At 31.1% G+C, this 13,648-nt stretch carries 11 protein-coding genes; 2 read left to right on the forward strand and 9 right to left on the reverse strand.

The genetic code is table 11. The features are described 5' to 3' along the window. Nucleotides 1–10 precede the first annotated feature (10 nt). From BR66_RS0120615 to BR66_RS0120625, 3 genes are all read right to left on the reverse strand, one after another. Nucleotides 11–1,054 carry a phosphodiester glycosidase family protein gene (locus tag BR66_RS0120615; RefSeq protein ID WP_035796718.1) on the reverse strand — a complete coding sequence of 348 codons (1,044 nt, stop codon included), beginning with the start codon at nt 1,052–1,054 and terminating at the stop codon, nt 11–13. An 86-nt stretch (nt 1,055–1,140) separates the two neighbouring features. Continuing rightward, entirely contained in the window at nt 1,141–2,172 is a 1,032-nt protein-coding gene (locus tag BR66_RS0120620) for a hypothetical protein (RefSeq protein WP_026884612.1), read from the reverse strand. Between the two features lie 12 nt (nt 2,173–2,184). Continuing rightward, complete coding sequence (locus tag BR66_RS0120625) at nt 2,185–3,234, reverse strand: phosphodiester glycosidase family protein (RefSeq protein ID WP_026884613.1); 1,050 nt, start codon at nt 3,232–3,234, stop codon at nt 2,185–2,187. Nucleotides 3,235–3,560: 326 nt separating this feature from the next. On the opposite strand from BR66_RS0120625, the gene perR reads away from it, so the two are divergent. Both perR and BR66_RS0120635 read left to right on the forward strand, forming a co-directional pair. After that, the gene (perR, locus tag BR66_RS0120630) at nt 3,561–3,995 is read left to right on the forward strand and encodes a transcriptional regulator PerR (protein ID WP_026884614.1); all 435 of its coding nucleotides are present in this window, start codon (nt 3,561–3,563) and stop codon (nt 3,993–3,995) included. Between the two features lie 122 nt (nt 3,996–4,117). Further along, nucleotides 4,118–5,092 (forward strand): hypothetical protein, encoded by a 975-nt coding sequence (locus tag BR66_RS0120635; RefSeq protein ID WP_026884615.1) that lies wholly within the window; start codon nt 4,118–4,120, stop codon nt 5,090–5,092. 242 nt (nt 5,093–5,334) lie between these two features. Here BR66_RS0120635 and yihA read toward each other — a convergent pair whose 3' ends face one another. From yihA to tig, 6 genes are all read right to left on the reverse strand, one after another. After that, nucleotides 5,335–5,919: a ribosome biogenesis GTP-binding protein YihA/YsxC gene (gene yihA, locus BR66_RS0120640; protein WP_026884616.1), complete on the reverse strand. Its 585-nt coding sequence runs from the start codon at nt 5,917–5,919 to the stop codon at nt 5,335–5,337. Then, nucleotides 5,909–8,242: an endopeptidase La gene (lon, locus tag BR66_RS0120645; RefSeq protein WP_026884617.1), complete on the reverse strand. Its 2,334-nt coding sequence runs from the start codon at nt 8,240–8,242 to the stop codon at nt 5,909–5,911. The genes yihA and lon overlap by 11 nt, the downstream gene beginning before the upstream one ends. A gap of 97 nt (nt 8,243–8,339) precedes the next feature. After that, nucleotides 8,340–10,046: an ATP-dependent protease LonB gene (lonB, locus tag BR66_RS24415; protein ID WP_051624330.1), complete on the reverse strand. Its 1,707-nt coding sequence runs from the start codon at nt 10,044–10,046 to the stop codon at nt 8,340–8,342. Between the two features lie 183 nt (nt 10,047–10,229). Next, on the reverse strand, nt 10,230–11,528 hold the full coding sequence (clpX, locus tag BR66_RS0120655) for an ATP-dependent Clp protease ATP-binding subunit ClpX (protein ID WP_026884618.1): 1,299 nt from the start codon (nt 11,526–11,528) through the stop codon (nt 10,230–10,232). Nucleotides 11,529–11,548: 20 nt separating this feature from the next. Further along, nucleotides 11,549–12,136 carry an ATP-dependent Clp endopeptidase proteolytic subunit ClpP gene (gene clpP / locus BR66_RS0120660; protein WP_026884619.1) on the reverse strand — a complete coding sequence of 196 codons (588 nt, stop codon included), beginning with the start codon at nt 12,134–12,136 and terminating at the stop codon, nt 11,549–11,551. 120 nt (nt 12,137–12,256) lie between these two features. Continuing rightward, complete coding sequence (gene tig / locus BR66_RS0120665) at nt 12,257–13,552, reverse strand: trigger factor (RefSeq protein WP_026884620.1); 1,296 nt, start codon at nt 13,550–13,552, stop codon at nt 12,257–12,259. Nucleotides 13,553–13,648 lie beyond the last annotated feature (96 nt).

The raw sequence follows: 13,648 nt of genomic DNA on the forward strand, positions 1-13,648 counted from the left end.
TCTCCCCCTACTATTTGGCATAAACAATGGAAGGTACATATCTTTCACCCACTGCATCACTTGGATTGTTTATTATATCTCCATTGTAGTACATTGTGGATGAGGAACCTCCATCTAATGCTACAGCATTCAGCGCACCATATTTGAGCATTAAGTTTCTAACGTCCTCATAGGATGCCCCCATGCTTCCAACAGACCTTCCATCAATGGTTAGAAACAATATGCTACCATCTTGCATTTGTCCTATTGCAGTCCTAGGTGCAAGTCCTGACTCTTGACCGATAACCTCTGGCTTACCATTTACTACAAGAATAGCTTCACATGAAATTGCATCATTAGCATTTGCAGCTAATAAATCATTAGCACTGTAATTACCCACAATCATTTTCCCCGCAGAGGTAAGACCAAAGCTCTGTATTTTTTTATTGCTATCACTATCAAAACTACTAATGATTTTTCCATTGGAAATCAGATTACCTATAGGTATACCTCCAGTTCCTGTATATTTAGCACTTCCAGCAGTTGCCTCATCAGAAAAGTCTCCACCATTTATTGCTGCAACAGCATCATATCTTTGTGCCATAACACTGGTAATTTGACCTTCTTTACCAAGGTTCTTTGTATAGCCAACTTTTACTCTTGTAGGATCTTTAATAACTAAGAAATATCCTTTAAATTTTCCGGTTGCAGACGCAACATTTTCCAAATCAATTCCTGTATCATTTAAATGTTGTACTTGAATTTCACTTGTATTGGTTTTTTCTGAAGTTGTTAACTCGCCACTTTTGGCAGTACTGTAGTTAGTCAAATTATTTATTTCTGAATCTGATAAAAACCATCTAGCCACATATTGATGCCTTCCGGAATTAATAAACATACTAACTACATTTTTTTTGACATTTATGAACGGTCCGTAAAACACTAGCAAAGTTAACGACACTGACGTAAATAAAATCTGAAACAATAAAAATAGACCTGAATATTTAAGTTTTGAAATTTTCTTACCACCTATGTTATTGTTTTCTGATTTTATCTTATTTTTAAAAATAGACATCAATTTACCTTTCCTTTCATAATATGCTACAAGGATATTTTGCTGTTTAAAGGTATTTATTAATTTCATTAAGCCATATTTGCATTTTATAATGGCTTGAACTTAAGTTTACCACCATTGTTATAAATAATATTACCGTTATTTATTTGTAAAAAAGTGCCTTGATAATTATAGGTTTTATTCCCCTTTACATCGGTAACTATACTATTTTGCCTATCCAAAGTGTAAATGCCTCCATTTGGTAATACAACTATATTTTTATTATCAATCATTGTGCCCAATACTATTTTTTTCCATGAAGAAATATTGTCTGAAAGTTTTCCATAATAGATTGCATTTGACTGTAAACTACCATTTCCCACATAAAAATTGTCATTATCATCAGTTCCGATAATAGATGGTTTTAAAACACCTGGTATAATTATACTCGACTTTTCTGCATAGTTATATACTTTTATTCGTCCATAAATATCATTGTAAATAAGTTGATCATCAGAAGATGCTACTGCAAAAGTGCCTATATTATTAGTTAAAGTTAAAACTCTTTTAAGTTGTTCATTTCTGTCTATTCTATACATATAAAATGAATCATTACTGTGTCCAATTTTTATGTACAGCACTCCTGTTAAAACTGACATTTTCATTTCAGCACTCTGCCCAGCACTTGCAAAAAGTGCTTTGTGCGTTGTGCTATCATCTATTTCAGTTTTAATTTCCTTATCTGCATCATAAGAGTAAAATTTTATTGTAGTATTATTTACTTTTTCAACAATATCCATAATGTCTGTTCCCGGAACCCACATATAAGCAAGACATTTTACTCCACTCGAATATGTTAAATTTGCTTTTGTTTTTCCAGTACTAGTATCTACTACTTTCACCAAACCATCTTCTAAAGTCGCAGTGTATGCTAAATCATCTGATAAGGTTACATTCTTTGCTGTACTACCTAATGCTACATTAGGAACAATTTTTTTAACTTGCTCTTCTGCTGTTATATCTGTTATTTTTATACTTCCAGCTGAAGCATAATAATATTTATCTAAAAATACATATAATGTACACTGTAGAATCAGTGAAATTATAATCCAAATCATTATCCTCTTTGAAGCTTTCACTGCCCATTCCTCCTATTTCTTTACATATACAGCTGTAGGCACCGGTCTCTCACCAAATTTTGTATCACTTGGAGTATTTTGCACCTTGCCATTATAGTACATAGTTGTAGATGCACCACCATCAAGGTTTACTGCATTAACAGCGCCTGCCTTTTTCATTACCTCCTGTACATCCTCTATTGAAGCACCTGCTTCTAACCCTTGTCTTCCATCCAATGTTAGTAGCAAGATAGATCCATCATGCTTTTGTCCAATAGCTGTCCTCGGATTTGCTCCTTGGCTTGAAATTCCAGATTTTACAACTGAATTTTCAATTAGTGTTGGTCCAAAACATAAAGCATCAGTAACATTCATATTCAATAATTCGTCAATAGAGTAATCACCAACAACCATGACTCCACCTTTTTTAATACCGACAACTCCTGTGTATGTTTGCTTCGTATCAGCATTACCTGAATATGGAAAAATTAGTTTTCCATCGGAAATAATAATTCCAGTAGGTATGCCACCCGTACCGGTCCATGTGGCTGTAGAATTACTCCCTTTATCATCAAACCCGCCACCATTTATAGCTGCTAAAGCATTATTTTCTTTGGCAATATCACTAGTTTTCTGACCTGACTTTCCTATATTCTTTGTATATCCAACTTTAACCCTACTAGAATCATGTACTGTAACAAGAAAGCCACTAAATTTATGTCCTCCATCAACTTTACTTATTTCAACTCTATTATCATGACCGCCTATATTTATCTTGCTTAAATCTTGAACTACCGCTGATCCAATGCCACCTGTATCAGTACCTTTTATTATCGACTGTATTTTATTATCAGACAAAAATAAAGTAGCAATAAACTGATGGCTATTTGTAGCCATGGCTGTTCCAACTATATTTTTTCTAAGATTAGTGAAAAACGGTGAATAGTAAACAATTATTGGAGCTGTGGCTATTCCAAAAAGTAATTGAAATACTAAAAAGTACATTAATAGCTTCCATGTTTTAATTTTTTTAACATTTTTTTTAGTGTACCGTGTTTTACTGTGTTGTCTATCATTACTCATATTATTACCTCATAATTTTCATATTACGCATAGGTTATATTTTACATCAATATAAAAAACTTTTCGTTTATAATTTATGTCTTTTTTGTAAACGATTTGTTATTTAATATAATATCAAATATCTGAATTTTATTTCAACATAAAAAATTCCAGAATAATTTTCTGAAATCTTTTATATTATAACCTTTTTATTACATTAAAAGCAAGTCTTAAAACGTTTAAATTAAATTAAATGTACTAATACTCATGATTTCCATAGTATTTCTTTTGACAATTGATAGTATTTATTATATAATATAATTAATTAAACAATAAGGATGGTGCTTATGAACAGCATAACTAGTATTTTTAAAGAAAAACGATTAAAATTGACACCTCAGCGTATCGCAGTGTACAAATATTTACAGTCTACAAAAAAACATCCATCCGCTGAAATAATTTACAAAGCTTTACAAGAAGACTATCCAACTATGAGTTTAGCTACGGTTTATAAGGCCTTAAAAACACTTGCAGACGTGAATTTGGTAGAAGAATTAAATGTTGGAGAAGGTAACTTTAGATATGACAGTAATGTCACTGCTCATCCGCATATACAGTGTATTTCATGTGGTAAAGTTGAAGATATTGATAACGTGACTTTTTCAGATTTAAATATCAGAGTAAAAGAATTTACTGAATACGAAGTTTTGACTAATAAAATTTACTTCTACGGAATTTGTAAATCTTGCAAGGAAAAAGTAGTTGCTGTAGAAAGCAATTAATCTTTAATAATGGCATGCTTTAATTGCAAGCCATTATTTTTTTTATGTTAATATAAACCATAATAAAATAATATATAATAAAAAAAAGCTTTTCATCATATATTTTCCATGAGGTGATTTATATGAAGCTAAACGTTTTATTCTTAAGAAAGCGCTATATATATTATGGCACTCTCTTAATATTAATATTTGTTTTACTAATTTTATTTTTATTATCTAAAAATACATCCTACATTTTTTCAACTTCCAATGATAAAAAAAGTATTCAAAATTATGATTTAACAGGTGATGGTTTAAAAGATTCCATTTACATACTAAATAATAAAAACCAATATGAAATTAATGTGACTTCAAAAGAAAAAAATTACATTTTAAAATCCAAAAACGAACTAAATAATTTGGGTAATCACTATACTTATTGGCCACTACGTCTTACGCTTTTAGATGCTTCTAGGGATAAACTTCCTGAAATTTTTGTACAGGCCTCCAAAGATGGATCTCCAATACAAAATGTATTTATGTGGAAGAATAACAAATTTCAAAACATAATAAATAATTCGAATAATCTACTTGGTTTTATAGATTACCACAATAATAAAACCCCTAAAATTATTTTAGGAAACCTTAATAATAAAACTGCTGAATTGTCAAATTATATAATTTCTAAAAATAATTTGATTAAATATCCCTCGAATTATAATTCTAATTTTTTAGGTAAAGATTCTATTCTAGAATTTATTAAGTATATTGATAGTCTGCCTTACAACATTTTATATAGTCCGAGAGAAGTATTTTATCCAGAAGCAGCTAATAGCATTACAAAAACAGTAGATACACTTTCTAGTTTCAATGCAACATATTATTTTCAAGATGGTTTTTTTATAGATAATGGTTGTGACAAAGATGGGGTTATAACCAGTATGAAATGGATTTTAAATTTCAAAGGCATTTCTAATTCAGATACTAAAATTGTTAAAAACTACACTCTAAACTTAATTTTGAAGCCGTCTGGTGATACAAATAGCAGTTATTACTTCAAAATTTTCTATGCTGACTTTATAACTCAAGATAATTCATCTGCTTTATATCTTCCATAACCTTTTTCAACTTAAAATTTACGGACTGTTTTCAGCTAAAGTGAAAAAAATTCATAAAAAATAAAAAAGGGACCGTTTTACGGTCCCAAGGGGGATGGGGGGTTTAGCATAAGACAAAAGTTTTACCTTTATCTCACGCTAATGGAGATATTATCTCCAATTACATTTATTATGATGCCCTTATTTTAGTTTTTTATTCAACATTATAAATATTTTAATAATAATTTTCTAAAATATTTGATTTATAAAACGTCATTATAAATATGATCTAGTAAATCCTCTGTTCCAACCTTTTTTAGTGAAGAATAAAAATAAATTTCTTCATTTTTTCCAAGTCCAAATGTTTCCCTTATTACCTTTTCACTTTTTTGAAGATCACTTTTGGTGAGCTTATCACTTTTAGTTGAAACAATCATGCATTTGTATCCATAATGCTTAACCCAATTATACATTAACAAATCATCAGCATTGGGCTTTCTTCTACAATCCACCAATAGGACTACCTTCTTAAGTTCTGGTCTTCCTGTAAGGTAGATGCCTATCATGCTACCCCAACTTTTTTTCTCTTCCTTGGATATTTTCGCATATCCATACCCTGGCAAATCAACTAAATATGAGTTATTATTTATCATAAAATAATTAATAAGTCTTGTTTTTCCTGGTGTTGAGCTCACTTTAACTAATTTTCTTCTATTGGTAATTGCATTAATTATAGAAGATTTTCCTACATTTGATCTTCCTATAAATGCGACTTCTGGTAATCCGTCTACAGGAAATTGTTCGAATTTTACAGCTGAAATTATAAATTCAGCTTGTTTAATTTCCATTATTATCTTCACCAACCAATGCGTTATTTATAACATCCTCGACTTTTTCTGCTAGTATAAAATTAACTTTATTTGTAACTGTTTTGGGTATATTTTTCAAATCTTTTTCATTCTCCTTTGGAATTATTATAGTATCAATTCCAGCTCTATGGGCAGCTAAAGATTTTTCCTTAAGTCCACCTATTGGAAGCACCCTTCCTGTAAGGGTTATCTCTCCAGTCATTGCAACGTTATGTTTGACTTTTCGATTGCTTAACGCTGAAACTAAAGCAGTTATAATTGTAACTCCCGCTGAAGGACCATCCTTTGGAACTGCTCCTTCAGGGACGTGAATATGAATATCTTTTTCTTTATAAAATTTTTCATCTATGCTATATCTCTTAGCATTAGTTCGTACGTAGCTAAATCCAGCTTCTGCAGATTCTTTCATTACATCTCCAATTTGTCCTGTAATCGAAAGCTTACCAGTCCCAGGCATAACTGCAACTTCTACTGGTAATGTATCTCCACCATAGCCAGTCCATGCCATTCCTGTTACTACCCCTATCTTATCTTCTTTATCAATTTTATCATAAGTATACATATCTGATCCTAAATATTTTTTAACAAGTGCAGTGGTAATTGTTGCAGATTTTTTATCTTTTTCTACCATTTCAGCAATAGATTTTCTGATAACAGCTGCTATTTTCCTTTCAAGATTTCTAACCCCTGATTCTCTAGTATAGTTATCAATAATACAACTTAATGAATTATCAGTAAATATGATTTCCCCATTATCTAAAGAGTGTTCTTCCAATTCCTTCTGCACTAAATGATTTTTTGCAATGTTAAATTTTTCTTCTGAAGTATATCCAGAAAGCTCTATTATTTCCATTCTATCCAAAAGTGGAATAGGAATTGTATCCAAATTATTAGCAGTAGTCACAAACATAACATCAGACAAATCGAAATCTAGTTCCATAAAATGATCTCGAAAACTATAATTTTGCTCTGAATCCAATACCTCTAAAAGAGCCGATGCAGGGTCCCCTTTATATCCATCACCCATTTTATCAATTTCATCTAATAAAAATAGCGGATTCATTGACTTTGCTTCTTTCATACTATAAATGATTCTACCTGGAATTGCTCCTACGTATGTTCTCCTGTGACCTCTTATATCTGCTTCATCACTTACTCCACCAAGAGACATTCTCACAAAATTTTTATTTAAAGCATGTGCTATTGACTTTGCTATAGATGTTTTACCTACTCCTGGTGGACCAACAAGGCATAAAATTGGCCCTTTTATTGAATTACTCATCTGCTTAACTGCAAGATATTCAATTATCCTATCTTTAACTTCTTTAATACCATAATGTTCTTTGTTTAGTATATTTCTAGTTTCTTTTATATCAATATGATCCTCAGTTTTAATATTCCAAGGTAAATCCAATATCCAATCAAGATAATTCCTAATGACTCCACCTTCTGATGAAAAGCTACCAGCATTTTTAAGTCTACTTAGTTCATATATTGCCTTGGCCTTTATACCCTTAGGAAGCTTTGCTTTAGTTATTCTACTTTTATATTTTTTTTGTTCCTTTATATCTTCGTCATCTTCCCCTAATTCTTCTTGCATTACTTTAATTTGTTCTCTTAGGTAATACTCTTTTTGACCTTTTTCTATCTTATCTTTAACTTTATTTCCTATCTCTTTTTCCACTTCAAGAATATCTATTTCACTGTTTAGAACCTCTAAAATTATATTCAATCTTTTTATTGGTTCTGTTGCTTCTAATATTTCTTGCTTTTTTTCTTGTTTTACAACTAAGTAGGAACATATTGTATCTGCAAATCTTCCTAAATCCTCTTCTTCATCTAGAGAAATCAATGTATCATTTGGTGCTGCTCCTGAAAGTTTTATATAAGAACTAAAACTTTCTTTTACCATTCTAGTTAATGCTATACTCTCATTATCTTTAATAGAATTATTATCTTCAATTTCTTCTATTTCAACCTTCATGAAATGTTCGTTTTCAACATAAGCATTAATTTTTCCTCGTTTTTCCCCTTCAACTAAAACTCTTACTGTATCACCAGGTAATTTTAATATTTGTTTGATTGTACATATAGTACCTGTTGAATATATGTCACTTGCTTCAGGTGATTCGGTTTTTGCATTTCTTTGTGCAGCTAAAAAAACCTCCTGCTTATTCACCATTGCATCTTCTAGAGCAAGAATAGATTTTTCTCTTCCAACATCAAAATGCATTACCATATAAGGAAATATAATTATACCTCTCAGTGGTATTAGAGGAAGAACTTTAACATCATCACTCATTTTTCTCCCCTCACTTTCAATTGCTATACTAATTGTGTAGATAGTCTAATACATTATACATTTAAAATCAACTTTTTTCAATTGTGTAAATTTGATTTCAACTATAAACTTGATTATAATTTTTATTTGAGGTTTTTTCATTGTCAGCCAATAAAACCTCAGCCTGTGTTCCAATTAGTATTTTTTCTGTTTGCTTGTTATTTACAAATGCAAAATTGAAAACTTCATTAATACTAGATACGGGAAGAATTTTTGCACCCTTAATTTTTTTGAAATTTTCCTGCCAATTTTCCTTAGGAATTATTATTGTATTTGCTCCTGCTTTTATAGCAGCATCTATTTTGGCCTTAACTCCTCCTATTGGTCTTACTTTTCCATATAACGATATTTCTCCTGTCATTGCTATTTTATTATCTACATACATTTCTTTAATTGCACTAAATATAGCTGTAGCAATACTAATACCAGCCGATGGACCATCTACTGGTATCCCACCCGGGAAATTCACGTGTATATCATAATCATCACATGCTAAATTGAATTTTTTTTGTAACATTGTCATTACATTTTCCACAGAACATCTAGCATTGCTTTTTCTAATAATTTTGCCATTAGCACTTTTAATTTCCTCTTCATCTACTATACCTGTTACCTTAATGTTACCTTTTTTATTTAATACTCTAATCGCACTTGCTTCTATTTCCATAACAGCACCCATATTAGGTCCATACACAGCAAGGCCATTTACATATCCGATCTGTGGTGTTGCATTTATTTTTTTATCAATTTTCGGTGAATATTCACCATTCTCAATAACCCATTCAATATCTTGTATTGTTATCTTATCTCTTTTTTCGTTAAGTGCTATCCCAAATGCTAATTGTATTAAATTAACAGCATCCCTGCCATTATTAGAGTACATACTCACCATTTCTAATGCTTTTTTTTCAATCTTTGTACCAACCTTATTTACTGAGTTTAGCGCTATTTTTTTTATTTCTTCTGATTGTAATGGTTTGAAAAATATCTCTACACACCTGGATCTTAATGCAGGGCATAGTTCTTCAGGCCTACGTGTTGTTGCACCTATAAGCCTAAAATCTGCTGGCAATCCATTTTCAAATACTTCCTTTATGTAATTTGGCATATTTTTATCATTTGAATTATAATAGGAACTGTCAAAAAAAACTTTCCTATCTTCTAAAACCTTAAGCAGTTTATTCATTTCAGTTGGGTGAAGTTCACCTATCTCATCAATAAACAATATACCCCCATGTGCCTTAGTTACGGCTCCTGGTTTAGGCTGTGGTATTCCAGCAACGCCTAGTGCTCCTGCTCCTTGATATATAGGGTCATGAACCGAACCTATAAGTGGGTCTGCTATTCCTCTATCATCAAATCTAACCGTAGTCGCATCAATTTCAACAAATTTTGCATCTTTATTAAATGGTGAATAGTATATCCCTTTTGCATCTTCTAGAACAAGCCTTGCTGCTGCTGTTTTACCTATGCCCGGAGGTCCATATATTATTATATTTTGAGGATTAGGACCACATATAGCTGCCCTTAACGCTTTTATTCCTTTTTCTTGACCTATAATCTCATCAAAGTTTTTGGGTCTGCTCTTTTCAGTAAGTGGGACTGTCAATTTAATTTTCCTTAGTGCATTCAAATTATCCATTTCATTTTTGCTTTCTTTATTTATTACAATTTTAGATGTCCGCTGACTTTTGAGTAGATTAAAAAAATATATCCCTATGACTAGTGTGAAAAATAATTCTGCTACCAACAATAGTATCATCATATTAATTTGGAAATACTCTCAAAACAATTAATTTCACCAGAATAAGCATATATTTTTCTTGTTTTGAGACAATTTCCTCCTCCCTTCATAATTTTCTATTTGTTATTATTATTTACACTTTCATAGCAATATATTCCACAAAAAGAGGAGAGTAATAATTACTCTCCTCTAATAATTTAACAACTAAGCTGTTTCTGGTCCTTTTTTCTTAGTTATATCTTCAGTTTTATTTACAGGTTCTGGAACCACAACTACACTTTCATCCAATTCCAGTTCAGGCTGTTTGGTACTTATAGTGTCTTCTTTTACTAACACTTTTTTTACATCTTTCCTTGAAGGAATATCAAACATGATGTTTTTCATCATATCTTCTATTATTGCCCTCAATCCTCTTGCACCAGTATTTCTTTTTATTGCTTCTTTTGCTATTGCAATAAGTGATTCCTTGTCAAATTCAAGTTCAACATTATCCATCTTGAATAATTTTTTGTATTGTTTTACTAAAGCATTTTTAGGTTTGCTCAATATTTCAATCAATGCTCCTTCATCCAATGCATCCAACGTAACAAGTATTGGAAGTCTTCCTACAAATTCAGGTATTAATCCAAATTTCAGAAGATCTCCTGGCATAAGGTCTTTTAGAAGTACACTTACGTCTTTTTCCTTCTTTGACATGATTTCCGCACCAAAACCCAAAGAACTTTTTCTTGTTCTGTTTTCTATTATCTTATCAACCCCATCAAATGCACCACCACATATAAACAATATATTAGTAGTATTGATTTGTATAAATTCTTGATGAGGATGTTTTCTTCCCCCTTGAGGTGGCACAGAAGCTGTAGTTCCTTCTAAAATCTTTAATAATGCCTGTTGGACACCCTCACCTGAAACATCTCTAGTAATTGATGGATTTTCTGATTTTCTAGCTATTTTATCAATTTCATCAATGTATATAATACCTTTTTCAGCTTTTTCCACATCATAATCAGCATTTTGAATTAGTTTAAGAAGTATATTTTCTACATCTTCTCCCACATATCCAGCTTCTGTTAGTGTTGTAGCATCAGCTATAGCAAAAGGTACATTTAAAAATTTAGCTAAAGTTTGTGCTAAAAGAGTCTTACCAGATCCTGTTGGTCCGAGTAAAAGTATATTACTTTTCTGTAATTCAACTTCTTCACCACTTACATTAGAATTAATTCTTTTATAATGGTTATATACAGCAACAGCTAATGATTTTTTAGCATCTTCTTGACCAATTACATATTGATCTAAATAATTCTTTATCTCAATTGGCTTTGGTAATGATCCCACTTCTACTGAAGATGTATCTTCAAATTCATCAGTTATTATTTCGGAACATAACTCTATGCACTCATCACAAATATAGACTCCAGGTCCTGCAATAAGTCTTCGAACTTGATCTTGACTTTTGCCACAAAAAGAACATCTTAACTGTTTTTTATCATCGAATTTTGCCATCTTTACACCTCACTTAAAGGTTATTTCTTTTTTGTTGTAAATATTTCATCTATCAATCCATAAGCTTTAGCTTCATCAGCATCTAAAAAATTATCTCTTTCTGTATCCTTTTCGATAAGTTCTAGAGGCTGGCCTGTTCTTTCACTAAAAATCGTGTTTAATTTCTTTTTTATTTTGAGAATTCTTTCAGCATGTATTCCAATATCGGTTGCTTGACCTTGGAATCCTCCAAGAGGTTGATGAATCATTATTTCACTATTAGGAAGTGCAAATCTTTTTCCCTTTGCACCAGCACATAATAAAAATGCACCCATTGATGCTGCCATGCCAACACAGATTGTTGAAACATCTGCTTTTATATATTGCATTGTATCATAAATACCCATACCAGCGGTTATTGATCCACCTGGACTATTTATGTATAGGTTGATATCCTTATCTGGGTCTTCACTTTCTAAAAACAATAGCTGTGCTATTACTAAGCTAGCTGTTACATCATTTACTTCTTCTCCTAAAAATACAATTCTATCTTTTAGAAGTCTAGAATAAATGTCATAAGACCTTTCTCCTTTGTTTGTTTGTTCTACTACCATAGGTACCAAACTCATAAAAATCCCTCCCATATGACAAGATGACAATTTAAAATATTGCCTAAATCATCTAATATTTAACCTCTTTATATTATGCTAACATAATACAGTAAATAATCAATACCTTTTTACTTTTTATTATTCTACAGTTTTACTACTATTAACTAGTAAATCAATAACTTTTTCATTTGCAACATCATGTTCTAAAATATTTCTTTGAGCATCAAGAAGCATCTTAGCCATCTTTTCATCGTCTTTTTCTGAATACTGCTTAGCTAGTTCTGTTGCCTTAACAAGAAGTTCTTCTTCTGTTACTTTAATATCTTCTTTTTTCACTATTTCTTCAAGTACCAATCTTGTTTTTACTCTCTTTTCAGCAGTTTCTCCCATGAATTCTCTAACTTTTTCTTCCGAACTATTTGTGAATTCATAATATGATTTAAGATCTAACCCTTGATAACTCAATTTACTTTCTAATTCCTTAACCATTTGATCAACTTCACTCTTTATCATAACTTCTGGTACATCAACCTTTGCATTATCACATACAGCTGATATAACAGCGTCTTCATATTCATCTTTTTCTTTTTTGCTGTTTGTTTCTTCAAATTTACTCTTAGAATCATTTCTTAATTCTTCTAATGTATCAAATTCTGAAACATCCTTTGCAAATTCATCATCAAGTGCTGGTAATTCTTTGACTTTAATTTCTTTTATTGTTACATTAAATAAAGCCTTTTTGCCATTAAATTCTTCTTTACCATATTCTTCTGGAAAGCTTACTTCTACATCTTTTGTATCGCCTTTTTTAAGTCCTATAAGCTGTTCTTCAAAGTTTCCTATGAAAGCTCCACTACCTATTTCTAATGAATAGTCAGTACCCTCGCCGCCTTCGAAAGGTGTTCCATCAATAAATCCTTTAAAATCTATTACTGCAATGTTAGTATTTTCAACAACACTTTCAGCTTCCTTTGTCTCAATTCTAGCATTTTTCTGCTGCATAGCTTTTAATTCATTATCTATATCTTCTTCAGTTACTGGATATTTAACCGTTTTAACTTCTACGCCTTTGTATTCTCCAAGTTCTACTTCTGGAACTACTGTAACTTTAGCAGTATAAACAAGATCTTTTCCTTCTCCGATTTCAACTATATCAATTTCAGGATAATCAACTGGTTTTATATTATTTTCCTCTAGTGCAGCTGGATATGTATCATCACAGCAAAAATTCACTGCATCTTCATAAAATACACCTGCTCCAAAATACTGTTCAATTATAGACAAAGGTGCTTTACCCTTTCTAAAACCTGGTACATCATACTTTTTACTATTTTTCTTATATGCTTTTTTAACAGCCTCATTAAATTTCGCTGACTCAACTGTAATTTCAAATTTAACGACGTTATTTTCCAATTTCTCTAATTTTGCATTCATACGTAAATTCCTCCTAATCAAGTGAAAGCTTATTAACTTTAACATTATAACACATTATTATGTATTTACAAACATTAATTGTAAGCCTTTCATCAA

The sequence above is a fragment of the Clostridium akagii DSM 12554 genome (assembly GCF_000686725.1).
Classification (GTDB): Bacteria; Bacillota; Clostridia; order Clostridiales; family Clostridiaceae; genus Clostridium_I; species Clostridium_I akagii.